This is a genomic window from Marinococcus salis (assembly GCF_054971365.1).
In genome coordinates this window covers 83,211-107,635 of record NZ_JBQOJB010000009.1, presented here as the reverse complement: position 1 = coordinate 107,635, position 24,425 = coordinate 83,211, and the positions used below count along the sequence as shown (strand labels likewise).

General features: G+C 49.4%; 24 protein-coding genes. 13 read left to right on the top strand and 11 right to left on the bottom strand.

Features of this window, described 5'->3' with window-relative positions:
• Positions 1 to 121: 121 nt before the first annotated feature.
• Positions 122 to 886 carry a sulfite exporter TauE/SafE family protein gene (locus ACTTK6_RS09980; protein ID WP_079475374.1) on the top strand — a complete coding sequence of 255 codons (765 nt, stop codon included), beginning with the start codon at positions 122 to 124 and terminating at the stop codon, positions 884 to 886.
• Between the two features lie 427 nt (positions 887 to 1,313).
• Positions 1,314 to 1,949 carry an NAD(P)-dependent oxidoreductase gene (locus ACTTK6_RS09975; protein WP_079475375.1) on the top strand — a complete coding sequence of 212 codons (636 nt, stop codon included), beginning with the start codon at positions 1,314 to 1,316 and terminating at the stop codon, positions 1,947 to 1,949.
• Positions 1,950 to 1,997: 48 nt separating this feature from the next.
• Here ACTTK6_RS09975 and ACTTK6_RS09970 read toward each other — a convergent pair whose 3' ends face one another.
• From ACTTK6_RS09970 to trhA, 4 genes are all read right to left on the bottom strand, one after another.
• A complete protein-coding gene (locus ACTTK6_RS09970; RefSeq protein WP_462833326.1) occupies positions 1,998 to 3,116 on the bottom strand; it encodes a 5-methyltetrahydropteroyltriglutamate--homocysteine S-methyltransferase in 1,119 nt (372 codons plus the stop codon).
• A 73-nt stretch (positions 3,117 to 3,189) separates the two neighbouring features.
• Complete coding sequence (locus tag ACTTK6_RS09965) at positions 3,190 to 3,486, bottom strand: hypothetical protein (RefSeq protein ID WP_079475377.1); 297 nt, start codon at positions 3,484 to 3,486, stop codon at positions 3,190 to 3,192.
• Positions 3,487 to 3,668: 182 nt separating this feature from the next.
• Positions 3,669 to 4,673, bottom strand: a complete 1,005-nt coding sequence (locus ACTTK6_RS09960) for an aldo/keto reductase (protein ID WP_462833325.1) — start codon at positions 4,671 to 4,673, stop codon at positions 3,669 to 3,671.
• A gap of 140 nt (positions 4,674 to 4,813) precedes the next feature.
• Complete coding sequence (trhA, locus tag ACTTK6_RS09955) at positions 4,814 to 5,461, bottom strand: PAQR family membrane homeostasis protein TrhA (RefSeq protein ID WP_079475379.1); 648 nt, start codon at positions 5,459 to 5,461, stop codon at positions 4,814 to 4,816.
• A 158-nt stretch (positions 5,462 to 5,619) separates the two neighbouring features.
• On the opposite strand from trhA, the gene ACTTK6_RS09950 reads away from it, so the two are divergent.
• The gene (locus ACTTK6_RS09950; RefSeq protein ID WP_462833324.1) at positions 5,620 to 6,636 is read left to right on the top strand and encodes a zinc-binding alcohol dehydrogenase family protein; all 1,017 of its coding nucleotides are present in this window, start codon (positions 5,620 to 5,622) and stop codon (positions 6,634 to 6,636) included.
• A gap of 50 nt (positions 6,637 to 6,686) precedes the next feature.
• On the opposite strand, the gene ACTTK6_RS09945 is transcribed toward ACTTK6_RS09950, so the two are convergent.
• On the bottom strand, positions 6,687 to 8,276 hold the full coding sequence (locus ACTTK6_RS09945) for a solute:sodium symporter family transporter (protein WP_462833329.1): 1,590 nt from the start codon (positions 8,274 to 8,276) through the stop codon (positions 6,687 to 6,689).
• A 339-nt stretch (positions 8,277 to 8,615) separates the two neighbouring features.
• Here ACTTK6_RS09945 and ACTTK6_RS09940 point away from each other — a divergent pair, with 339 nt between their 5' ends.
• Entirely contained in the window at positions 8,616 to 9,830 is a 1,215-nt protein-coding gene (locus tag ACTTK6_RS09940; protein WP_094908625.1) for an MFS transporter, read from the top strand.
• Between the two features lie 46 nt (positions 9,831 to 9,876).
• On the opposite strand, the gene ACTTK6_RS09935 is transcribed toward ACTTK6_RS09940, so the two are convergent.
• Positions 9,877 to 10,875: an LLM class flavin-dependent oxidoreductase gene (locus ACTTK6_RS09935; RefSeq protein ID WP_462833323.1), complete on the bottom strand. Its 999-nt coding sequence runs from the start codon at positions 10,873 to 10,875 to the stop codon at positions 9,877 to 9,879.
• A gap of 94 nt (positions 10,876 to 10,969) precedes the next feature.
• Between ACTTK6_RS09935 and ACTTK6_RS09930 the strand changes: the two genes are divergently transcribed.
• The gene (locus tag ACTTK6_RS09930) at positions 10,970 to 11,860 is read left to right on the top strand and encodes a hypothetical protein (protein ID WP_462833322.1); all 891 of its coding nucleotides are present in this window, start codon (positions 10,970 to 10,972) and stop codon (positions 11,858 to 11,860) included.
• A 9-nt stretch (positions 11,861 to 11,869) separates the two neighbouring features.
• Here the strand turns inward: ACTTK6_RS09930 and ACTTK6_RS09925 are convergent, their stop codons facing one another.
• Positions 11,870 to 12,412, bottom strand: a complete 543-nt coding sequence (locus ACTTK6_RS09925) for a GbsR/MarR family transcriptional regulator (RefSeq protein WP_079475392.1) — start codon at positions 12,410 to 12,412, stop codon at positions 11,870 to 11,872.
• Between the two features lie 258 nt (positions 12,413 to 12,670).
• Here ACTTK6_RS09925 and ACTTK6_RS09920 point away from each other — a divergent pair, with 258 nt between their 5' ends.
• Genes ACTTK6_RS09920 through ACTTK6_RS09910 form a run of 3 tightly spaced genes read left to right on the top strand, consistent with a single transcriptional unit; the run spans position 12,671 to position 15,699 of the window.
• Positions 12,671 to 13,867 carry a quaternary amine ABC transporter ATP-binding protein gene (locus ACTTK6_RS09920; RefSeq protein WP_462833321.1) on the top strand — a complete coding sequence of 399 codons (1,197 nt, stop codon included), beginning with the start codon at positions 12,671 to 12,673 and terminating at the stop codon, positions 13,865 to 13,867.
• Positions 13,860 to 14,699 carry an ABC transporter permease gene (locus ACTTK6_RS09915; RefSeq protein ID WP_079475394.1) on the top strand — a complete coding sequence of 280 codons (840 nt, stop codon included), beginning with the start codon at positions 13,860 to 13,862 and terminating at the stop codon, positions 14,697 to 14,699. The genes ACTTK6_RS09920 and ACTTK6_RS09915 overlap by 8 nt, the downstream gene beginning before the upstream one ends.
• 58 nt (positions 14,700 to 14,757) lie before the next feature.
• Complete coding sequence (locus ACTTK6_RS09910) at positions 14,758 to 15,699, top strand: glycine betaine ABC transporter substrate-binding protein (RefSeq protein ID WP_462833320.1); 942 nt, start codon at positions 14,758 to 14,760, stop codon at positions 15,697 to 15,699.
• Positions 15,700 to 15,948: 249 nt separating this feature from the next.
• Here ACTTK6_RS09910 and ACTTK6_RS09905 read toward each other — a convergent pair whose 3' ends face one another.
• On the bottom strand, positions 15,949 to 16,188 hold the full coding sequence (locus ACTTK6_RS09905; RefSeq protein WP_079475396.1) for a DUF362 domain-containing protein: 240 nt from the start codon (positions 16,186 to 16,188) through the stop codon (positions 15,949 to 15,951).
• Positions 16,189 to 16,414: 226 nt separating this feature from the next.
• On the opposite strand from ACTTK6_RS09905, the gene ACTTK6_RS09900 reads away from it, so the two are divergent.
• Positions 16,415 to 18,193 carry an SLC13 family permease gene (locus ACTTK6_RS09900; protein WP_462833319.1) on the top strand — a complete coding sequence of 593 codons (1,779 nt, stop codon included), beginning with the start codon at positions 16,415 to 16,417 and terminating at the stop codon, positions 18,191 to 18,193.
• 61 nt (positions 18,194 to 18,254) lie between these two features.
• Positions 18,255 to 18,770: a VanZ family protein gene (locus ACTTK6_RS09895; protein WP_462833318.1), complete on the top strand. Its 516-nt coding sequence runs from the start codon at positions 18,255 to 18,257 to the stop codon at positions 18,768 to 18,770.
• A gap of 84 nt (positions 18,771 to 18,854) precedes the next feature.
• Here ACTTK6_RS09895 and ACTTK6_RS09890 read toward each other — a convergent pair whose 3' ends face one another.
• On the bottom strand, positions 18,855 to 19,241 hold the full coding sequence (locus tag ACTTK6_RS09890; protein WP_462833317.1) for a single-stranded DNA-binding protein: 387 nt from the start codon (positions 19,239 to 19,241) through the stop codon (positions 18,855 to 18,857).
• 18 nt (positions 19,242 to 19,259) lie between these two features.
• Complete coding sequence (locus ACTTK6_RS09885; RefSeq protein ID WP_079475400.1) at positions 19,260 to 19,826, bottom strand: transposase; 567 nt, start codon at positions 19,824 to 19,826, stop codon at positions 19,260 to 19,262.
• 344 nt (positions 19,827 to 20,170) lie between these two features.
• Here ACTTK6_RS09885 and galU point away from each other — a divergent pair, with 344 nt between their 5' ends.
• Entirely contained in the window at positions 20,171 to 21,058 is an 888-nt protein-coding gene (gene galU, locus ACTTK6_RS09880) for a UTP--glucose-1-phosphate uridylyltransferase GalU (RefSeq protein WP_079475401.1), read from the top strand.
• Between the two features lie 83 nt (positions 21,059 to 21,141).
• Here galU and ACTTK6_RS09875 read toward each other — a convergent pair whose 3' ends face one another.
• Complete coding sequence (locus tag ACTTK6_RS09875) at positions 21,142 to 22,077, bottom strand: accessory Sec system S-layer assembly protein (RefSeq protein ID WP_462833316.1); 936 nt, start codon at positions 22,075 to 22,077, stop codon at positions 21,142 to 21,144.
• 213 nt (positions 22,078 to 22,290) lie between these two features.
• Between ACTTK6_RS09875 and ACTTK6_RS09870 the strand changes: the two genes are divergently transcribed.
• Together ACTTK6_RS09870 and rbsK are read left to right on the top strand one after the other, a co-directional pair.
• Complete coding sequence (locus ACTTK6_RS09870; protein ID WP_462833315.1) at positions 22,291 to 23,406, top strand: CAP domain-containing protein; 1,116 nt, start codon at positions 22,291 to 22,293, stop codon at positions 23,404 to 23,406.
• A gap of 7 nt (positions 23,407 to 23,413) precedes the next feature.
• On the top strand, positions 23,414 to 24,292 hold the full coding sequence (rbsK, locus tag ACTTK6_RS09865) for a ribokinase (RefSeq protein ID WP_079475404.1): 879 nt from the start codon (positions 23,414 to 23,416) through the stop codon (positions 24,290 to 24,292).
• The last annotated feature ends 133 nt before the right edge of the window (positions 24,293 to 24,425 follow it).

Here is a 24,425-nt window from a genome sequence, read left to right as displayed (position 1 = left end):
CAACCACTTCAACATAAAGAGCTTTATGTTGAAGTGGTTGGAAACAGGTGGAAATCATCGGTCGAAATCGGTAAAATGGCAGGGACATCTTTGGTTTTTACAGAAAGCGGGCTGCATACATATGGATGAGTTTTCATTATCGATTTTATTATTTTTGATTGTGATCGGTTTTCTCGCTGCGTTTGTCGACGCGGTAGTCGGCGGGGGCGGGCTGATTGCCATGCCGGCGCTCCTTTTTACCGGCATGTCGCCGCAGACGGCACTTGGTACGAATAAGCTTGCCGGGACGATGGGCTCCGGGACGAGCATGGTTTCGTTTCTCCGGCACGGCCAGATTAATAAACGTCTTGTATTTACACTTTTTCCGCTGGCCTTTGCGGGCTCGGTGCTCGGCGTAATCGTCGTGCAGAGGATCCCACCCGATATTCTGGAGCCGATTATTTTGATTCTGCTCGTTGTGGTAACGGTCTACACGTTGGTCAATAAAAACCTCGGAAGCCTTTCCACCTTTCAGAGTATCACTCGTAAAGTGTGGCTCATCGGTGCCGTTATCGCTGTTGTGCTTGGATTTTACGACGGGTTTCTCGGACCGGGAACAGGGTCATTTTTACTGTTTGCTTTTATTTTTCTTGGCTTTAACTTTGTCGAAGCGGCAGGGAACGCCAAAGTGCTGAACTTTGCGAGCAACATTGGCGGCCTGCTCGCATTCATCTGGTTTGATTCCATTCATTACGCGTATGGCCTGCCAATGGGGGCCGCGATGATTGCCGGCGCATATGTCGGGGCAAATGTCGCCATTAAAAAAGGATCGGCCTACGTGAAGATGCTGTTTATCATCGTGACGATCGCTTTAATTGCCAAAAATGCCTGGGATTATTTGATGTAAGAGTCTTCGAACGAAGGCTTTTTTATTTTGCTTAAAATTTTTTTATAAAAAAGTGATCCAGTAAACAACTTTGTACGTAAACTAAGTAGTTCTTGCAAAAAAGCATCATGCAGGTAAAAAGATCAACCGGCGGACCTAACATGGTCTGACCCTGAAAAAATTATCTGTTTCATCCATCATGGTGACGGCTTCTGCAGAGCCTGGCTTCCACGTTGAGTGGCTTGTTGTTTATGCCGGGCATCCATAAGAAAGTGAACCGGAGGCTTTTAGCAGCAGATTAACACATCGATGGATATAAAGGAGAGCGATTGAGCAACCGGGGCCTCAATCGCTCTCCTTTTATTTATGTTTTCCCTGCTGCGGTTGGGTTTGCTTTGCATCTCCGGTACAATAGAGGAGCAGTGTGAACAAGTAGGAGGGAACCAATATGAAAATAGTTGTATTTGGTGCGACCGGCAACACGGGAAAACGTTTTGTCCGCAAAGCTTTAAAAGAGGGCAGCGAAGTAGTAGTGTACGCCCGCCAACCGGAAAAGCTATTAATTGAAAACGATAATTTAACTGTTCATGAAGGGAAAATTACGAATTACCAGAATGTCTACGATTCTTTGAGGGGGGCTGACGCGGTAGTCAGCCTGCTCGGGCGCAAGGAAGCAGCGAAGGGAACGCCGCTCAGCACCGGTGTGTCCCACATTGTGAATGCGATGCAGGAACGCGGTATCAACCGGCTTGTGGCGGTCACGAGCTCGGATGTGAAAACGCCGCAGGACGGCACGTCCAAGCGGTTCAGCCTTATGACTGCGGGCTGGAAGGTGGCAAAATTTAAAGGCTCGAATGAGCACGCGAATGCAGCCGACATTATCCGCCAGTCGAATCTGGATTGGACGCTTGTGCGGGTGCCGGTGCTTTCCGATAAGCCTTCCGGCGAAAATGCACCGACGGTGGGCTATCCTGGTCGCCATAATTTAAAAAACACCCTGTACCGCCAGACGCTTGTCGATTTTCTGTACGAACAGCTTGAGACAAGCGATTTTTCAAAAGAATCTCCAGTGTTAAGCAACTAAAGATAATCAAAAAAGCAGGGCCGAAATTTTCGGCCCTGCTTTTTGGTGTTATCCCTGCCATACATCTTTGGCAATAGTCACAACATGCTCCAGTTTTTTCCACTGTTCGTCTTCGGTTAAAATATTTCCTTCTTCTGTCGAAGCAAATCCGCATTGAGGACTCAGGCAGAGCTGTTCGAGCGGCACATACTCAGAAGCTTCCCTGATCCTGGCTTTCACGTCGTCAGCATTTTCAAGGTCGCCGCTTTTAGAAGTAATCAGGCCAAGGATCACCTGAACGTTTTCGCGATTAATGAAGCGAAGTGGTTTGAAATCGCCGGCCCGGTCATTGTCATATTCCAGGAAAAACCCGTCAACGTTGACGCTGCCGAATAAAATATCAGCTACCGGCTCGTATCCGCCGGAAGAAAACCATGTGGAACGGAAGTTGCCGCGGCAGATGTGCATAGTAATGGTCATGTCCTCCGGCTTATAGGCTACAGATTCATTGACCGCCCGGGCATGGCGTTCCACAAGGGAACGGTGATTGATTCCTTCCTGCTCCATGTGCTTGATCTGTTCTTCGGAGCACAGGTGGGCCCAGGATGTGTCGTCAAGCTGCAGGTAGCGGCAGCCGGCGTCATAGAATGCCTGTATCGCTTTCTGATATGCTTTGGCCAGGTCATCGATCATATCTTCTGGGCCACTGTATAAATCGGTGTCGATCTCGCCCCGGAGGTGAAGCATATTCGGGCTTGGAATTGTGAACTTAGCTTCTGTACTTCCGGTAATCTGATGAAGGTAGCGGAAATCTTCAAGCATAGGATGCTTATCGCTAAAGTCAATTTTTCCAGTTACCTTGATCCCGCGTGCTTTCGTCTGCACTCCTTCAAACTGGATGCCGGAATCTTTTTCATAGGCTTCCACGCCGATCAGGTCTTCAAGAAAATCAAAATGCCACCAGGCACGACGAAATTCTCCGTCTGTCACAGCCTGAAGTCCTGTTTCTTTTTGCTTTTCAACGACGCGCTCGATTTCTTTATCTTCTACACGGCGCAGTTCTTCCGTGGAAATAGAGCCATTCGCGTAATTTTCCCGTGCGTCTTTGATGGCGGCCGTACGTAAAAGGCTTCCCACCTGATCCGCCCGATAGGGAGCTTTTGTCCGCCAGGATGCTAATTGTGCCATACTCTCTCTCCTTTAAAAACGATTGATGAAATATCTTGAAGCTTATCAAAATTTTGAATAGAAGTAAATTGTTTCAAAGGGCAACAAGCCTGGAAATAATATATAAAAATAATAAAAACAGCAGAAATAGCGCGGCGCTTCCGGAGATTAAAAAATAAAGGAAGCGTTTTTTGTTTTTCTCTTCAATATAAACGACAAAGTACCTCAGCCCTGCCACCGTGAGGCCGACAGGAAGAATTAAGAAAAGCGGGTGCGTGATGAAAACGAGAAGCTCGTGGGTGTCGAAAAACAGCCGGGTCGTCAACAACACAGCGTAAACGGTCAGAATGGCCAGGGCAGTATTGATATAGGCGTGGGCGCGTGTTGGCAAGCAAAACATCCTTTTGACGTAATTTGACTCTATTATAACAAATTAATATTCGAGCGCGTTGGCCCCGGCGTCAGGTACAGTTTGAACAACACCGTCATTACACTGTTTGGGATTAAAAAACCCGCCCTAAATGGACGGGTTCTTTTACGGTATTTCGTTTGTTTTTCAGCCAATTGATATATTTATACGTCTGAACGTTCAGGCGGGGCGTAAATATTTAATTGATTGTTCTGAAGCGAAGGGACGTGTTTGGCAAGAATATCTTCAATATGCTCCATTTCTTCCTGGTCGAGTATCCAGCCATCAACGCCTTCGGCTTCTTTGATCTGCTCCGGGGTTCTTGCGCCCCAGAGGCACATGCTTATACCGCTGTTTTCAAGTGTCCAGCGTGCTGCAAGCTGGGCGATGGTTTTGTTTCGCTCGTGAGCGAACTCCTGCAGTTCTCTGACTGCTGCCAAATAGTAGTTTCTGCTATTGCTCTGGTACAGAGGCAGACTTGCGCGGATGTCTTCATCTGTAAACGTGCTTTGGGCATCCACCTTGCCGGTCAGAAGACTGTGTGCGAACGTGCCCCAGGTAATACCTGCAATATGGTTGCGTTCGGCATATTCAAACCACGGCTTCAACTCCCGCTGGAACATATTGTACTGGTTTTGCGTGACATGAAGCGGCACGTACTGGCGCAATTCTTCCATCTCGTCCGGAGTGAAATTACTTACACCAATAGCGCGGATTTTTCCTTTTTCGTACAGCTTATTCATAACATTGCCCATATCTTCCATGCCGGTTTCATGATCCGGCCAGTGAATTTGATATAAATCCAAATAGTCCGTGTTCAGCCGGCGCAGTGTATTATCTATTTCCGTTTCTACTTTATCCGGACGCATGTCCCGGAAAAGCTCTTTGTCTTCGTTCCAGTTAACGCCGGGTTTTCCAAACAGCTGTACTTGCTCCCTTGGAGTGCCCGCCTGATTTAAAACTTTTCCAATAAACGTTTCGGAATTTCCCAGACCGTAATCCGGTGCCGTATCAATAGTGGTAATGCCTATATCGAGTGCCTGCCGGATTGTTTTCACTGCGGCCTGTTCATCCGGCTCATTCTGCCAGAGCACACCACCCATAGCCCATGTTCCCAGGCCTACACGTGACACTTCGATGTCTGTTTCTCCCAATAAGATTCGTTCCATTAATTGTTGCCTCCACTCGGTTTGTATTTAATATTAGCTTTTACCCGTGCAGAAGAAGGAGTCAAACAAAGAATAATGGCACAAGGAAATGTTGGCAAAAAAGTCTCCCGCCGGCCGGGCCGTGGGAGACGAAGAAAGGTCTATAAAGGGATGATGTAAAAAAATACGGCAGCGAAATGAGCCGTAGAGCCGGCGAGGACAAAAAAGTGCCAGACGGCATGGTGGAAAGGAAAGCTCCGCCACATGTAGAAGACGGTGCCGGCTGTGTACAATATACCTCCGGTAACGAGAAGCACGAGGCCGCCGGGTGGAAGGGCACTCACAAGCGCGGGCCAGGCAATAATGATAATCCAGCCCATACCGATGTAAAACAAGGTTGAAAGAATGCGAAAACGCTTGCTGAAAAAGGCTTTGAAAAGAATGCCGACAAAAGCAATGCCCCAGACAATGCCAAACAGCGTCCAGCTTAAGATGCCTTCCAGTGCATGAAATAGAAATGGCGTATACGTACCGGCAATGAATATATAGATGGCAGAGTGATCAAAGACCTCGAACAGGTCTTTGAGCTTTCCTGCAGGAAAGCTGTGAAGCAGAGTGGAGCAGACGTAGGAAAGAAGCATGGATGTGCCGAAGATAGAAACGCTCACCACATGGAGGGACGAAGCATTCATGGAAGCAAAAACAATCATCACAACAAGTGCAGCCACACTTAGCATTGCTCCGATGCCGTGCGTGAGCGCGTTGGCAAATTCCTCCCGTTTGGTGAATGTGTGGGTTTGATCCTGCATACGCCGCCTTCTTTCCTTAAAATTAGTGCTTTTATTATAACCTAATTCAACGGAAATTTCGAACAGGCATAAGCGGCTTCGGGTTGTTTGCCGGATGGAACTGGATGGGTATGAGAAACAAGAGTGGTTCTAACCAAGTGAAGAAAGAAGGGGTTATAGTGAAGGCAATAGGCTTTAAAAAGCACCTTCCAATTGAAGAGGACGCCAGCTTAGAAATGTTTGACGCAGCAAAGCCTGAACCGAAAGGGCGGGACCTGCTTGTGCGTGTGCAGGCAGTCTCCGTAAATCCCGTGGATACAAAAATCCGTGGTGCAAATGAAGGGGTGGAGGAAGAGCAGCCGCAGATTCTCGGCTTTGACGCTGCTGGCATAGTTGAAGCTGCGGGCGAAGAGGCTTCCCTGTTCCAGCCCGGCGATGAAGTGTATTACGCAGGCAGCAATCAGCGTTCCGGCTCCAATCAGGAATATCACCTGGTGGACGAGCGGGTCACAGGAAGACGCCCGAAACAGCTTTCCATGGCCGAAAGCGCCGCCATGCCTTTAACGGCCATTACTGCATATGAAGCGATGTTTGACCGGATCGGCATCGTGCCCGAACGGGACCGCGGTTCTTCGGTACTCGTCCTGAACGGCGCCGGTGGGGTTGGTTCTATTGCAATTCAGCTTGCTAAATGGGCCGGACTCGACGTAGTGGCTACTGCTTCGCGTGAAGAGACCACCGCCTGGTGCGAGCAAATGGGCGCAGACAAAGTGATCAATCACCATCAGCCGCTGTTAAAACAGCTTCAGGATGCAGGCTATAACGGAGTGGATTATATTCTCTGCTTTACCGACACGGCGCAGCACTGGGACGGCATGGCGGAGTGCATCCGTCCTCAGGGGGCCATCTGCTCGATTGTGGAGACAGAGGAGCCGCTCCAGCTGACCGACCTGCAGGCGAAAAGCGCCGCCTTTATGTGGGAATTTATGTTCACACGGCCGATGTACCAGACAGAGGATATGATCCGCCAGCACGTTATTTTGGGCGAGCTGGCTGATCTGTTTGACCAGGGCATCATTAAGCCAACGCTGACCGAAACGCTGACGCCGCTGAATGCCAGCCAAATGAAAGAAGCGCACCGTAAAGTGGAGTCGGGAAAAGCGATCGGAAAAATCGTGCTCGAAGACTGGGAGTAAACGAAAAAATGCCCCACAGCCTGCTTTTCGGCTTTGGGGCATTTTTTCGTTTAAGAAGCAATTCCAAGAGGAGAAAAGATAACATATAGGATAGCGATGCCGGCAACCAGGCCGGCCGCAGCTGGTTTAGCGTATTTCCAAGGCACCATATCGACAGGTGCTTCATTTTTGAATTCAAAAGGTTCGGCCATCGGTTTGAATTTACCGACAACAAGCATCACGATTACGCTGAGTGGAAACAACACGCTCAGTACATAAAGGAAGTTGAGTTCTCCGATAAAGATTTTACTGGCGCCGTACAAGATGATATGCACCGGCACAGCCACTTTTGCGGCAAATGGCGACACTCTTTTGGTGTAAAAGCCGACGACCATAATGGCAAGCACGGGGATATTGAAAAACCCGAACATTTCCTGTAGATAGTTATAAAGCCCTGATGGGGCAAACAAAATAAATGGGGAGATGAAAATAGAAACGATTGCTACAATCATCGCAAACCGCTGGCCGGAACGAACAAGAGTCGTTTCATCTGCGTCCGGGTGAAATAGCGGTTTATACAAATCAAGCGTAAACAGCGTAATCACGCTGTTAATACCCCCATTAAACGAACTCAGGACAGCCCCGAACAAAATAGCTGCGAATACGCCAGTGATTACTGGCGGCAGCAGGTCAGTCACAAGGGCCGGGTACGCGGCGTCTCCATTGGCGAGACTGTTGCCATACAGATGATAAGCGATTACGCCGGGAAGAACGAGGTAAAAGGCGCCGAATAATTTAAACAGGGCGGTAATCATGACGCCTTTTTGGCCTTCTTTTAAATTGCGTGCTGCAAGTGGACGCTGGACAATGGCCTGGTTGATACAAAAATAAAAAAGGTTATTAAATAACAGTCCCATAAATATGGTGGGCCAGGGCACCTGGGCGTCATTGCTGCCGTCGATGGCATTTAATTTTTCAGTATGTTCAGAGGTGAGCGTCCCGACTCCGTTAAACACGTTACCATTGCCGAGCGCCATGAGACCGAGTATGAGAATAAGCAGGCCCCCGGCAATTAAGCCAACGCCGTACAGGGAGTCGGCAGAAGCAATGGCCTTCAGACCGCCGAATACGATGTAGAGCATACCGACAAGCCCAATGGCGGCAGAGACAATCAAAACAGTGAAGAATTGACTCGTGCCGAGCACGCTTGAAATATCAAATATTTGATCAAGCACAAGCGAGCCGGAATACAGCACCGTCGGAAGAAATGAAGAGGCAAAGCCAAGCAGCATCAGTAAAGAAACAATCTGTCTGGTCCGCTGGTCATAACGCTTTTCAAGAAATTCGGTGACGGTGGTTACCCCCGCCCGTAAGTATTTTGGCAGAAACATAAACGCCATAAAAATGAGCGCGATCGGCGTTGTAACTTCCCAGGCCATTGAAGCCATCGATCCAGTGTACGTCTGTCCGCTCAGTCCGACAAGCTGCTCGGTAGAAAGATTGGCAAGCAGAGTAGAGGAGCCGATGGTGAGTGCCATCAGGCTGCGTCCGCCGAGAAAATAGCCTTCCTGGCTTTTCATATTAATGCTTTTTGTCCGGTAGGAGGCGTAACCGGCAATGGCTATGGTAATGAGGATGAATGTAAAAAGTGAAAACATGATGTCCCTTCTTTCCTGCTGTTAAATTATGTCGAAACGTTTTGGCTAACGCGCACGAAAAAAGGTTTACCCCGGGGGATTTCTGCGCAAACCCCTGATGTCAGCGGATTGTACAAAAAACATCATGATGACGATTCCGTAAAGCAAATACAAATATTGATAAAAAAGAAATGGTAACCTTTACATGATGTAAATAAAAAAATCAACAGAAAAAATGTGACGATTTTGTGTCGTAAGCGTTTTACAATCTAGACGTATGTAGACTCAGCCTATAGAATAAGAACTCGTTGCGGTTAAACAGGACGAAAGAATGATTGATTAATATATCAAGGAGGGATAACAATGATCGTACGCAATGGCCAAACGTTTCGCCCAATGGTGATGATTGCCATGTTTATGATTTCTACGTTCGCTATCGGTACTACCGAATACGTCGCCATGGGGATTTTATCGAATGTCTCGGATTCCTTTGGCATCACGATTTCTGCTGCAGGGCTGATTGTCAGCATGTATGCGCTCGGTGTCGCTGTGCTCTCGCCAATCGCTATATCTCTGTTGGTGAAATTTCCAAGAAAGTATGTATTGATTGGATTGATGCTGCTGTTTATCGGCTCCAGCATCGCCAGTGCCCTGGCTCCAAACTATACGGTGCTGCTGTGGGCACGCGTCTTCTCCGCATTGATGCACGGACCTTTCTTTGCCATTGCCATGGTTATGGCGAGTGAAGTTGTCCCTCCATCGAAGAAAGCCGGCGCGGTGGCTGCCATTAACGGCGGACTGACTATTTCGCTAATGATCGGGGTGCCGTTTGGAGCATATATTGGAGATTTGTTTGACTGGAGAATGGTTTTTGCCGGCATTGCCGGCCTCGGTGTTATCAGCCTGCTCGGCATCATCTTTTTCGTGCCGAATATGAACGCCGAAGAGCCAACATCGATGAGAAAAGAACTTGGCGTATTTAAGAGGAAGCAGGTGCTGTTTGCACTAGCTATTACGGTTTTCGGATATTCAGGCGTTTTCACTGCCTACACGTATATTGAACCACTGCTTCAGGATATTACCGGCCTTGGTCCGGTAGGTATAACGCTTTCCCTCTTTTTATTCGGGGTAGGGGGCGTTCTGGGCAACATGCTTTCCGGACGCCTGAACGCTGAATCACTGCTGAAGCCGCTGATGGTTGTGATGGCTTCGTTGACTGTTATTTTGTCGACTCTCACCTTAACGAGCACGATTACCTGGCTGGCTCCGATTTCGGTGCTTCTGCTTGGAATGGGGGCCTTTGGAACGGTGCCTATTCTGCAGACGACGGTTATCCGGGCGGCAGAAGGAGCGCCATCGATTGCGAGCGCTTCTGCAGTCTCTGCATTTAATCTGGCCAACGCCTTTGGAGCCTGGGTCGGCGGTGTAGTGATCAGCCTTGGTTTCAGCCTTCCGCTGATTGGTATGGCCGGTGCTGTTATTACGCTCTTAGGATTAATGCTTTCGTGGCTTTCGTTTCGCTCCAGCGAAAAAGAAGTCCAGGAAAACAGACAGGGAGTCCCGGCCACAGATTCTTAAGAACGAAAAAATCCGCTCCGCTCAATCGAGCGTGCGGATTTTTTGTTTAAAGATTGTCGGCAATATCTGCGGTATACTGAAAAGATATCTTTTTTGCTTCAAAATCATAAATGTTGGTAATGCCCATTAATTCATCGAGTCCGAGCTTATCCCGAAGCTCGCGCAGCTGCTTTTGGACCGTGGCGGGAGAGCCAATAACAGCACGGCGTCGATTGTGCCGGACTTTTTCCTGTTCCTCCTGTGTCCAGTTACTGGGGTCTACACTGTTTGGAGCAGGTACTTTCGTATTTGTTCCTTTTTCAACATTTAACAGCCATTGGTCCTGACTTAAAGCGAGGTGCTCAGCTTCTTCGTCGGTGGAAGCACAAACGATAAATACGCAGGCGGCAGTCACCGGCCGAGGCTGGCGCTCGCTTGGTACAAAAGAATCGTGATATTTTCGGACTGCGTCCACCCCCTGGTCGGGACTGATGAAATGGCCAAACATGAACCCGGCGCTTTGTTTGCCAGCGTCCCGGGCGCCGCGTTCAGACAGGCCCAGCACCCATGTTTCGGGCAGAGAGGCACTCATCGGAGAGGCTTTAATGGAGGCATAGGGGTGGTTTCCAGGAAGAGAGCGGTCAATAAACCCCTGGACTTCCTGCAGAAGGCGGGGGAAGGCGGAAAGGCTCTTTTTATGGCCATCGGTCAAAGCTTCCCGGATCGTATTGCCTCCCCCGGGAGACCTTCCGATGCCAAGGTCGATTCTGCCTGGAAATAAAGCTTCAAGCACCTTGAAGTTTTCTGCTACTTTATAAGGACTGTACTGGGGAAGCAGGACCCCTCCTGAACCGATGCGGATGCTTGAAGTAACGCTTGCCAGGTGCGACATCAGAATTTCCGGCGAAGAACCGGCCAGGCCGCTCGTGCTGTGATGCTCAGCTACCCAAAAGCGGTGAAATCCCAAGTCTTCGGCCAGTTTAACAAGTTCACGTGTGTGTTCAAAGGCTTTTTCGGGTGTTTCGCCGTCTGCAATTGGTGACTGGTCAAGAATGCTTATATTCATACGCGTTCCTCCAACTAAACAGAATGCTTTTCTATGCTAGTCCAGTGTAAAAGAAAACCGGAAAAATCTACAGTAAATGAAACGGAGGCGTTTGATGAACACAAAAGCAATCAGCCATTGGATCCAGGAAGTGTACGGTATAGCCCGGGCAACGGTTCAACAATGCGGAGCCAGTCATTATGAAGTGAAAGACGGAATGAATACAGAATGGGTTCTGATAGTTGGAAAGCTTGTCCTTTCAGAGAAAGAAACAATTCAGTGGCTTGAAGCTGAAAATGATATCGGTATAAGAAAAACGATAGATGGGAAAAAATTGCCGAGTGCAGGGGAGGATGGCCATGCCTATATGTATCAGAAGAAATCCGGGAACTGCGGAAAGGGGAAAGAGAAGTACCGGAAGCTCGGCGCCGGCTTGGCAGCAAAACACCGCAGCTGGCATGAAAAACTGCCGGGAAACGATAAAAAGAGCATTCTATTGGCAGAACAGACCGCTGAGGCAGAGCGACGACAGATGGATAAACTGCTTCCGGAAGGCCAGACGATTATTCGGCAAAGCATCGATTCGTTATTCCCCGTCATACAGCAGGCGGCCACACAACCAGGCAGCATAGGTTTTGTTTTCAGGGAAGTGAAATGGCGGACTGGGTTTTCAGCAGAGAAAGTTCTTCTTCCAGGAGCAATGCCGGGAGTCCATGTAAGGTTATACGATCTTGCGGCGCTGCTGCGGAGTATCCTGATGTCTTTTTCCGGAGAAGAGGATTATCAGTCATTTGCGAGAATGGTTTTTAATGAACTGCTGGCCGGCTATGACAGTACGTGGAGTATTCCACTTCCCTCGCTGCAGCAATTTGCCAATATTTTAGAATGGCATGATTTGTATCAGTATGCGCTGCTCTGGCAGCCGGCAGATACGGAGGCAGTTTTGGCGAGGAGAGTGCGTGAACAGATCCGGCTTGAACATCGGCTGCCACTGCTGGAAATTTAACAGCTGAGCTTATTTTGGGGGGACCATCGTAAAAATTTCACCGCTTTCAAAGATGCGTATCACTTCATCCAGCCATTCGTAATATCCGAGGGCATAGTTGATTTTTTCCAGATCGTGCTGCAGCACTTCAATAAGATACGGCTCGTCCGCTTCCTTTAAAAAAGTTTCAAAATCTTTTTTGGCCTGGCGGGCTGCTTTTTGATTATTATCCGCAGCTTCCCGCCACCGGTTCACAAAAGCAGAAGCAAATGACTGGTACCAGTCGTCGTTGGGTTGGTACAGGTCCTTGCGTACTCCCTTTTCCCACACCCGTTCCACCATATCTGCCTCCATGAGGGCCCGTATCCCTGTACTCATGCTCATTTTACTCATGCCGAGTGCTGTGCTCATATCATCCAGGGTCATGGGCCGCTTGGCAAACAACACGGTGCCGTACAAACGTCCGTTTGTATCGGAAACGCCGTACAGGCCCATATTTTGGGCAATCGTGCCAATAAACTGATGTTTCGCTTCGTCCAGTTTGTCCTGAATGTTTTTTTGTTCCCTTTCCATACTGGGCCCCCTTTTTGCATGTAGTGCTTAAAGTTTAGCAAAATGCTTTGAAATAAAAAAATTGAATATTCGGTCGTTAAATCTTTTAATCAGTAGATAAAGATAGATATAAGTATATAATTTATGTACAGTATATACTTTATGAATAAAACAGCCTCAAATGGAGTGAGGAAAGTTTTGTAACTTTTATCCTAATAATATATAGTAAAAGAGTGATAACAAATACAGAGACAGACATAGTAAAAGAGGTGTGAAACGTTGGCGAAGATAGAAGTAGAGAACTTAACCAAAGTCTTCGGCAAGCGCCCGAACCGTGCGATTAACCTGTTGGAACAGGGGAAATCGAAAGACGATATTTTAAAAGAAACGGGCTGCACGGTCGGCGTGAACCGGACCAATTTTTCGGTAGAAGCCGGGGAAATTTTTGTCATCATGGGCCTTTCCGGAAGCGGGAAATCTACACTAGTGCGACTTCTGAACCGGTTAATTGATCCGACCGAGGGAAGCGTATGGGTGGACGGTGATGATTTGGCCCGCATGGATGATAAAGGACTGAGAAAGGTACGCCGGGAAAAAATGAGCATGGTTTTCCAACAATTCGGACTATTCCCATTTCGGACAATTCTCGACAATGTAGCATACGGTTTGGAAATTCAGGGCCTGGAAGATCAGGATAAAAAGAAAAAAGCGGAGGACGCGCTGCAGCTCGTAGGCCTTGGCGGCTACGGCAACATGTACCCGGATGAACTGTCCGGCGGCATGCAGCAACGGGTCGGCCTGGCCCGGGCACTGGCAGCGGACACCGATATCCTGCTGATGGATGAGGCTTTTTCCGCGCTGGATCCATTGATCCGGAAGGAGATGCAGGACGAGCTGCTGGAACTGCAGGAACGGATGCAGAAAACGATCGTGTTCATTACCCATGACCTGGACGAAGCACTCCGGCTCGGGGACCGCATTACCATTATGAAGGATGGCCGGATTGTCCAGATCGGTACGCCGGAGGACATTCTTCAGCATCCGGCGGATGATTATGTGGCCCAGTTCGTCGAAGACGTAGACCGCTCCAAGGTGTTCACCGCCGAAGCGGTCATGAAACGTCCGGAAACGCTTACGATTGATAAAGACGGCCCCCGGGTGGCGCTGCAGCGGATGAAAAAAGAAGGCATTTCGAGCCTGTATGTGACGAATAAAGACCGGACGCTGCTCGGGATCGTGCATGCTGACGAAGTATCGAAGCTGGTGGAGCAGGGCTCGGAAGATATGCGCAGCGTGCTTCACGAAAACGTGCCGGCAGTACAGAAGGACACAGTAGTCAAGGAAATGATTGAGCTGCTTACATACAAAAATACACCGGTTGCTGTCGTTGATGAAGATAACAGGCTCTTAGGTATCGTCGTGAGAGGCTCTGTTATGGCGCTCCTGTCCGGCAAGGAGGTAGAAGCCGTTGAATAAGATTACACCGCTTCCGCTGGCTGACTGGATTGACGCGTTTGTGTCCTGGCTGACCCAGGCAGAATTTATTTTTGGGCCTCTGACGGATATTGTTGGTTACTTGATCAGCGGCTTCGAATGGTTGTTCGGCATTTTCCCGCCGTGGCTGCTGCTGTTAATCATGACCGGATTAACGTTCTGGTTCGCCGGCCGGAAAATCGGGCTCACGGTGTTTGTTCTGCTTGGGCTGCTCCTGATCTGGAACCTGGGCTATTGGGAGGACATGGTGCTCACGCTCGCCATCGTACTAACCGCCGGGCTGATTTCCATAGTGATCGGGGTGCCGGTCGGCATCTGGATGTCCCGGAGCCCGGTCGTAGAAGGCGCCGTGAAGCCGGTGCTTGACTTTATGCAGACGATGCCCGCCTTTGTGTACCTGATCCCGGCCGTGGCGTTTTTCGGGATCGGCATGGTGCCGGGGGTCGTTGCCTCCGTAATCTTCGCGATGCCGCCGACAATCCGTTTTACGAACCTCGGCATCCGCCAGGTGCCGACCGAAATCATTGAAGCGTCGGAGGCCTTCGGGTCGACGGGGAACCAGAAGCTGTTCAAGGTACAGCTCCCGATGGCCAAAACAACGATTATGGCGGGGATTAATCAGACGATCATGCTGGCGCTGTCGATGGTCGTTATTGCCTCAATGATCGGAGCGGACGGCCTCGGCACGGCCGTATACTTTGCCGTCGGCCGGAACGACGTTGGCGGCGGCTTTGAGGCCGGTCTTGCGATCGTGATTGTAGCGATTATCCTGGACCGGCTGACGCAGGGTATTGGAGCAAGTAAGCGAAAATAGGAACACCTTCCATTAATGGAAGTATCCATATAATTCAAACAAAAGGGGAGTAATTTACATGGAAAAATTATGGAGAAAAGCTGGTTTAGGCGCAGCCGGAGTTTCAATGGCTGCAATTATGACCGCGTGCGGCGGTGGCGGAGATTCCGAAGAATCCGGCGGCTCTGGCGATTCCGGATCGAGTGAAGAATCCTCTTCGGGAGGTTTTGGCGAAGAAGTAGACTACACGATTACCGGTATTGACGCTGGGGCTGGCATTATGTCTCAAACAGACCAGGCGATTGAAGATTACAACCTTAGCAACTGGAATCTCCAGGCAAGCTCAGGAGCGGCAATGACTAGTGCACTTGGGGACGCGATTGCAAATGAAGAACCGATCATTGTCACCGGCTGGACCCCTCACTGGAAATTCGCCGAATATGATTTGAAATACCTGGAGGATCCGGAGGGCTCTTACGGTGACGGTGACGATATTCATACCGTGGTGCGCCAGGGGCTCGAAGAGGATCTACCGGGGGCGTACCAGTTCCTCGATCAGTTCCAGTGGGAAGCTTCTAACATGGAAGAAATCATGGTAGAGATTCAGGACGGCACAGAACCGGCTGAAGCTGCTGCTGCATGGGTCGATGAAAACGAAGATATGGTATCTGAATGGACTGACGGCGTAGAGGAAGTCGACGGTGAAGCAATTGAACTTGTGTACGTTGCCTGGGATTCTGAAATTGCTTCTACGAACGTAGTCGGAGAAGTGCTTACCGACCTTGGCTATGATGTAACGTTAACTCAGCTTGAAGCGGGCCCAATGTTTGCGGCCGTTGCTGACGGTGAAGCAGACGGCATGGTTGCCGGCTGGTTCCCGAACACACACGCGAGCCAGATGGAAGAATACGGCGACAGCTATGAAGATCTTGGTCCGAACCTCGAAGGCGCAATCACGGGCCTGGTTGTACCGGAATATATGGATATCGAATCGATTGAAGATCTTGAATCAGAAGAATAAACGTAGAAAGCCGGAGCTCCTGAGAGCTCCGGCTTTCTTTATGGCTAACTACACCAAATACCCACAGGCATAAGCCTGCGGGCATCAGGAAGTGGCGCAATCATGAACCAGGCAGCAGATAATGCTGCCTTAAACCGGTTCAATAATCGAGGTATGGGGTGGGGTAGTAATGGTTTACCCGTTTTCACCCAATTTAATCTGCTTAATTATAAAATATAAAAATCCCGCTAATAAAAAGCGGGATCTGATCTATTCTGTACCGAAGTACTGTTTTGCTTTTTCCAGATACGGTTCTGTTTCCGGTGTCAGTTCAGTGTCCTCCACGATTGCTTCTACTGGACAGACAACTACACAGGCACCACAGTCGATACAAACGTCCGGATCAATATAAAATTGCTCTTTTCCTTCTTCGATACAGTCTACAGGACAAACATCCACGCATTCCCCTGCTTTTTCCTCTATACATGGCGATGTAATGACGAATGCCATTTTGGTTCACCTCTTTTCGAAATATTCAAGAGATTTGTGAGTACGCGCCGAAAACCTGTCTCTCCAATGAAGAAAGCCGGCGCCTAGTAAGAAACCTCTCTTCTCCTAGTGTAAAACATATAGTGTTCCTTTACAATTACCTGCCGATAAGTATAATGGGTTATGAGTCTAAAATTGATTAAACATATTAAAATACTATGGATTACACATGGAGGGAGGTGACGGCGTGTCCTGGGAGATTGCATGGGTGCTTATTATCGTATTGGCGATGGTGGGGGCGTTGATGAAAGAAATTGCGAGACCGAGTATTATTTTTCTATTCGTGCTTTCTTTGCTGTTGGTCACGGGGCTTATTACCCCGCAACAGGGGCTGAAGGGGTTTGCCAACCAGGGCATGCTGACCGTTGGCCTTCTTTGTATTGTCGCAGGGGCCGTCCAGCAGACCGGCATTGTCGACCGTTTCGTGGAAGGGGTGCTGAGTAAAGGACGCACCCCGAGGGGTTCATTAATGAGAATGCTTGTGCCATCGGCGCTTATGAGCGGTTTTTTAAACAACACACCGATCGTAGCAACGTTTTCACCGCTTGTGAAACGATGGTGTGAAAAGTATGACCTCGCTCCATCCAAGTTTCTGCTTCCTCTATCCTACGCCACGATTATTGGGGGCACGATTACACTAATAGGCACGTCCACCAACCTTGTTGTGCATGGGCTTCTGTTGGAGCGGGGCTACGCAGGGTTTCATTTTTTTCAGCTCGCCTTAATCGGCATCCCGGCAACAATTGCTGTCACCATCTTTATTTTAACGGTTGGCATAAAGATTCTGCCGGCACGGAAACCCCCGCTGTTCTATCAGAAGGAAGGCCGGCGGAAGTATATGCTGAAGCTCGAAATCACGCTGGCATACAAGCATCTCGGAGAGACACTGAAACGGGCGGGTTTTATTAACGATCCTTCGATGCAGCTGCTTGCAGTGATACCAAAAGACGCCCCGGGCAGCAGAGAGGTCGGGGAACACCATGTACTCGAGCCCGGCGACTGCCTGGTTGTTTACGGAGATCTGGCCCAGGTAGCTGTGCTTGAAAACATTGAAGGACTCAATATCAAAACAGAAGCAAACGAAGCCCAGGCATCTGAACAGCCAAAAGAACGAAAACTGATGGAAGTAATGGTAACTCATTACTCTAATATTTTATTCACCAAATTAAAAGACATATTCTTTGACCAGCGGTTTGATGCCGCAATTATCGGTATTCATCGTTATGATGAAAGCTACTCGTCGGAAATGAAAGAAATGGTGGTAAAGCCGGGGGACACGCTCCTGCTTTTGGCTGGCCCGGAATTTGAACAAAAAACGAGCGCTCATAATGATTTTCACGTACTAAAAAATAGCGTGAATCCCTTTTTAAAAGGACCGAGATGGAAAAGCTGGCTGCCGCTTGTCATGATGGTGCTGATGGTTGTTCTGGCGGCTCTGCAGATTATTCCTATTTTTTATGCAGCGCTGATTGCTGTCGCCGGCCTGCTCGTAACTGGATCACTGTCACTTACAGATGTCCACCGCTATATTCCATACGAAGTGCTGATTGTCATTGCCGCTGCTTTTGGGCTTGGAGAAGCGATGATGAGTACCGGGGCAGCCTCGCTTCTGGCTGAACAGATGATCGAATGGTTTATGCCGTTTGGCGTCCTTGGAGTATTTACTGCTCTGTATGTACTCACAAATATATTCACGGAAGTGGTAACCAATAATGCGGCGGCTATCGTTATGCTTCCGGTGGCACTGGAAACAGTGGATATTTTATCTGTATCCCCTGTAGCAGCGGCAGTCATTGTTGCGATTGCAGCATCGGCAAGCTTTATTACGCCGATCGGCTACCAGACGAATTTATTTGTATACACGCAGGGCGGCTATCGTTTTACCGATTTTATGAAAATCGGTGTGCCGGTAAGCCTGATTGTAATGACTATCACAATCAGTATTACATGGACGGTATGGGGTTAAAAATTAGAAAAACGCCCACAAGTTTTTTATACTGAAAATAAAAAGAAAGAAGGTAAGCACCTTGGAGATACGAGCAGAAAAACTGTCCGCACCCAATTGGCTGTTTGCGCTGCCGCTTGCAGGTGCTGTACTGACCATTCTTATTTCAACTTCGATGCCTTATCAGCAGCAGGACATCCGGCCGTGGCTCGAGCATGTGCCGTTTGAATGGCTGCAGCCGTATGTTTCCGTGCCTTCCTTTACTTATGGCGGGGACCCGGTGAGCGTAGCTGCTTCCGGCGTCGAAGGGTATGTGGAATTTTTTATCCGCAAGGCAAGTCATGTGTTTATGTTCACCGTTATATTTATGGCGGCACTGTTTGCAGTGTACCCGTATAGTTTTTCATTTTGGGGAAAGCTTGCAGGGGCCTATAGTTTTGTGTTTCTATTTGCCCTGGTTGACGAATTCCGGCAGCACTTCAGTCCGGACAGGCACGGCATGTGGCAGGACGTAGTCCTCGACATGACCGGAGTAACCGCTGCAGCAGTCATTGTAGTTTTAGGCTGGCTGTGGAGATATGGCTCGAAATACATGTAAAAAGTCCCCTGCAGAGGAGTGCGGGGGACTTTGTTTTCAAACGGGGAGGATAGAGCGGGGGTTTAATGGAAGGGAGAAAAATTATTAGATGCCGGCAGGGAAGGGCTCAGTATTTAAACCAATGCTTTCCGGCGGTTCTTCGGGAGAGCTGTGTTGCAGCTTTAAAAACCGGACGTCTTCGGCGTTTACTTCGACCACCTGAACACGCTTGTTGTCTTTGTTATCGTAGAGCCGGGTATTAATTCTTCCTTTTACACCGACCATAGCTCCTTTGTGACAGTATTCGCACGTCGTTTCCGCCTGCCGTCTCCATACGGTAACAGGTACGAAATCAGCATCATATTCCCCGTCCTGGTTGCGAAAGGACCGCTGGACAGCGAGGGTGAAGTTGCATACCGGGGTGCCGTCTTTCGTATAGGTTAATTCGGGATCCCGGGTGAATCTGCCGACAAGCGTCACTTGGTTAAACATGTAATCACTCCTGAATTGTTAGTAGGCCTGGAATGCAGACGTGTGGTGTAAAAAACGATGAAAGTATTCATGCCTGGGGGAGGGGAAAAATGCAAGGGTACGTTCAAGGGATAAAAAGGGGTGTTTCGGGGCGTACTCGGGCTGCGGTGCGAGATAGTCCCGGGCACTGCACCACCGGTACGTTCCCGAGTATGAATGGTCCAGCCTTTCAGTGGGAAGCAGATGTATCCGGCGGCTGTGCTCAAAAAAGGACGTTTCGTCCGGAAGAAGTTCAGAATGATAACGGGCCTGGAAGACCGGGCCGCTGGTTTCATAATGGCGCCGGTAGTGCATGGCGTAGGAAGCATGCAGCTCCCGCATAATAGTGGAGATAGAAACGTAGGTGGATTCGGCCAACAGATGAATACTGCCTGGAAGCAGGCAATAGGCGTGCAGGTCGAGCTTGGTGGTATTAATTACTTTAGCCAATAAGTATACGTATTGTTTATAATCTTTTTCGTTGGGAAATAACGTGCGGTTGGAAGCCCCAGCTGCAGTAATATAGTAGACAGTGCCTGGAAACCAAAGGCGTTCTTCCCGGGGCACGGGTATCACCTCTTTCGGTAACGATTTGCAGGGGGGATTTCACCAAGAGGAGGGGGTTGGTGAAAATAAGGCCGCAGACTGGGCCTGGGAGCAGAAAAAAACGCGGTTGCGCCTCCTTTCATGTTAGAATATAAATACTATACCATATATTCCAACAAAAGGAAGAAGCAGAATGTGACAATACTTTGGGAGCCCTGGTACAGCTTTTGGAAAATTTAAGCAGGATGATTTTATTTCATGTATTTGTATTTCCTATTCATTATGGTATGTTGAATACAGCTTGATTTGTCTTGTATTTAACCTGCGTGCAGAGCGCGCAGCACAGTTATCAAGGAGGAAAAAAGATGAAAGTACGTAAAGCTATTATTCCGGCCGCGGGGCTTGGAACACGTTTTCTGCCAGCGACAAAGGCACAGCCGAAGGAAATGCTTCCTATCGTGGATAAACCCACTATTCAATACATAGTAGAAGAAGCGATTGCTGCCGGCATTGAAGACATTATTATTGTGAGCGGACGCGGCAAACGTGCGATTGAGGACCATTTTGACGTTTCGTATGAGCTGGAGCAGACGCTTGAAAAGAAAAACAAAACGAAGCAGCTCGAAGAGGTCCAGCAGATTTCCAACATGGCAAACATCCACTATATCCGCCAGAAAGAGCCGAAAGGCCTCGGCCACGCCATCTGGTGCGCTCACCGCTTTATTGGAGATGAGCCGTTTGCCGTTCTGCTTGGAGACGATATTGTCCATTCGGATGAGCCGTGCATGAAGCAGCTCACCGACGTTTTTGATAAGTACCAGAGTTCAGTCGTCGGTGTGCAGCAGGTTCCCGACCAGGACGTCTCCAAATACGGCATCATTGATCCGAAAAGTGAAGAAGAATCAGGCGTACACAAAGTACAGGGCTTAAAGGAAAAGCCGGACCTTGCGGATGCGCCTTCCAATTACGCAGTAATGGGACGCTACGTTTTAACGCCTGAAATTTTCGATATTCTCGAAACGCTGCCGCCGGGATCGGGCAATGAAATTCAGCTGACAGATGCCATTACGAAGCTGAACGAAAGCCAGGATGTGCTGGCGTATGAATTTAACGGGGTACGCTATGATGTTGGCGACAAATTCGGCTTTGTTAAAGCAACGATCGATTTTGCCCTAAATCGGGAAGATCTGCGTGAGCCGCTTGAAGATTATCTGCAGAACAGTATTCTGCAAAAAGAAACGGACAAAAAGTAAACATTTCAACCGCAAGCGCCGCCAGGGGAGCATCCCCAGGCGGCTTTTTTGCATAAAAAAAGAGCCCGCGCCAGGCTCTTTCGTTATGCTTTATCCTCATCCTGTTTCTTTTTAATTGGATACGCTCTCCACTTGGAAAGGTCGATCTCATCCTTTTTCAGCAGACGATGCGGGAAGACAAACGTCCAGGGCCGGCTTGAAAAAGGCTGCACGGCGAAATCCTCGAGCTTAAATCCGCCCCGGGCAATAACATCCCCGTGTGCATCCTCGACCTGCAGCGGCACATTGTCGAGCTTGAGCTCGTTGTTGCCCCCATTGCGGATGAGGAGCGTCACATGGAGGTCACCGTTTTCGGACTGTACGGCACGCATGCCCATAAAGTTAACTTCACCAGGACGCGGCGGCTTCATGTCACGGATCATGTCCTTCAGCTTATCCACCTGCTGCTCGCTGAGCGCACTTTTCCAGCTGTCGGCAAGGTCAAGGTGGTGTTCGCGCTTTGGTTTTTCAACGTGAAAGCCAATTTTCCATCCGTCTTTTGGAAATTCCTGCTGAAGCTGCTCTTTAGGTGCGAAATAAAAGTTCCACGGCCGTGCGCTTCGCGGCGGAATATCGCCGACGCCTCTTAAATCGACTTTCTTTTTCGCAATCACCTGGTTGTCATTGCTCATGATTAATACGGTGGACTCCTTCAGCCGGATGGCTTTTTCCGCCCCGTTACGGATAAAAGCGGTGACAAGCATCTGGCCGTGTTCATCCCGCTGGGCGCTGATGCCGGAAAGCGCTACCTGGCCGGGCTTCAGCCGGGGTGCTTCGCCGTTTAAAAAGCGCAGGTAGTATTCATCTTCCTCCGGGATTTCGGCTTCAGGATGAAGGCTGAGCGTGGTTTCGACAGTGCGTCCGCTGTCATCGTGTGCTTCTTCTATGGTTTCCTCATCCTCCTGGGGTTGTTCTGCCAGATTTTCTGGTTTGGCAGCATCGCCCTGGGACGATTGCTTTTTTCTACCGAATAAAGCCATTTTTTTCACCCTTTTATAATCGTAGTCATGGAGCTTTTTTATAAATGTACCAGCGTTGAATATATTCTGTGCGTCTTTTTAGTATATCATTCTGCCGAATGACTTTTAAGGGAAATCTCCAGGTGCAAGTTATTATTCCCACGACTCGTTTTCCTGTACAATTGATATACAAGCGATACAAACAATAAATGAACAAATAGAGGAGATATGCACATGAAGGGTCTGGTTGGTGCGGCGGTGTTGATGGCTCTATTGGCAGCACTCGTAGTTTACAGCCCGGCGGATTCTCCGTGGAGCGGCGTCAAAGAGCGTCTCGAAGAAGCGGGTGGCACGACCTACGAAGAAACGGCCACGCAGGGCGAGAGAATGGCGCTGTTTTTATCCAATCTGCTTGGCGAAAATCTGCAGGCAGATGAAAACAGCGGAAGCGCTCCGGGGGCCGGCACGGTAGAAACAGAAGTGCCAGAAGGAACAGGGGACTGGGAAATGGCAGGAGTAAGCCTTGGGGACAGCATTGAAGAAATGGAAGCTGCACGCGGAGAAGCGAAGGATGTGCAGGCAGGCAATTATTCGTTCGACTGGCATATCTATTATAAGGATGACTATGAGCAGTACGCCCAGTACGGCGTGCAGGACGGGCGCGTAGTGGCGCTTTATTCCAACCAGCAGACGTGGCAGGACGCTGAAGGAAACGGTTGGGGAACCGGACGCGACACTATCCGGGAGACGTACGGAGAATCCATAGAAACGGTGGCCAGAGGTAAGATCCGGACAGAAACGAATGAACAGCAGCAGGGAGTCTACGAAGTGGAAGATGGGTATGCCACCTTTTTCTACGACATTCATGAAGAGAACAGGGTAAATGCCCTGCTGTTAGTAGATAAAGAGGTGGAAAGGAATTCTCCGTTCTATGCCGGGGAATCCGAAGAAGTGCGGGAGTCGTATGAACAGCTGGTGTGGCACTTAACCAACGCCCAGCGCGTCCAGCTCGGCCGGGATACGCTCGCCTACAATGATTCGGTGGCGGCGGTGGCAAGGGCACACAGCGAGAATATGGCCGAAAACCAGTTTTTCGATCACGTAAATCCGGAAGGGCAGAATCCGTTTGACCGCCTGGAAGGGAATGGTATCGGCTACATGCAGGCGGCTGAAAATATTGCTTCTGGCCAGCGGTCCCCACTGTATGCTGCAGCTGGATGGATGAATTCATATGAAGGGCACCGGGAAGCGATGCTCGGTAATTATGACGGGCTGGGAGTCGGCGTAGCATTTGACGAAGAAAACCGGCCGTTTTACACTCAGAATTTTGTTAGTCCAAGCAGGGAGTGATCAATGAATGCCGGCAAATATCGTAGTGGTAGGAAGTATTAATATGGATCTTGTTACAATAGCGGAACGGATGCCTTCCCGGGGAGAAACGATCCTCGGGGAGGATTTTCACACGTTTTTTGGAGGGAAAGGGGCTAACCAGGCGGTCGCCGCTGCCCGACTCGGGGCCCGGGTGTCAATGGTCGGAGCGGTTGGAGGCGATGCTTTTGGAAAAGAGCAGCTCGGGCATCTGAAAGCAGAGGGCATTAGTACAGAGCATGTCCGTACACGACATGGCATGGCAAGCGGTATTGCGACCATCCTTGTGTCGGAAGGGGATAACCGCATCATCGTCACGCCTGGAGCAAACGTCACTGTCCGCCCGGAAGATATTGAAGCAAGCCGGACGCTCCTGAGAGAGGCGGATGTTATTCTTGTGCAGCTCGAAATCCCGGCGCCAGCTGTGGAAAAATTGCTGTACACCGCAGAAGAGGAGCAGACGCCGGTTATTCTGAATCCGGCGCCGATGCAGCCGCTTCCCCCTGAATGCTGGAACAAAGCCGCCTACCTGACGCCGAACGAGCAGGAATTTGTCCAACTGCAAGAGGCGTATCCGGCCATTGTTGAACGCCGGGAGAATATTGTGGTGACAAAGGGAGCGGCTGGAGCGCTGATCACGCGCAAAGACGGCAGTGAAGCTGTAATCCCTGTGCGTGCGGCAGACGTGCGGGATACTACAGGAGCAGGTGATACGTTTAACGGAGCGTTTGCGACAGCCGTAGCAGAAGGCATGACCCTTGAGGATGCCTGCCGGTTTGCCAATACCGCCTCGGCCCTTTCCGTCGAGAAGGAAGGAGCCCAGACCGGCATGCCGGAACGCTTACAGGTTGAAGACCGGGACCTTTAACACGTATAAAGAAGTGGATGTAGAATAACTAGCAAAATGTGATACAATAACATTTGACAATCCCGCTTAAGCGTTAAGCGGTTATTCACGCGTATAATTAAAGTACGAAAATACATAAACTAAAGGTTGGGAA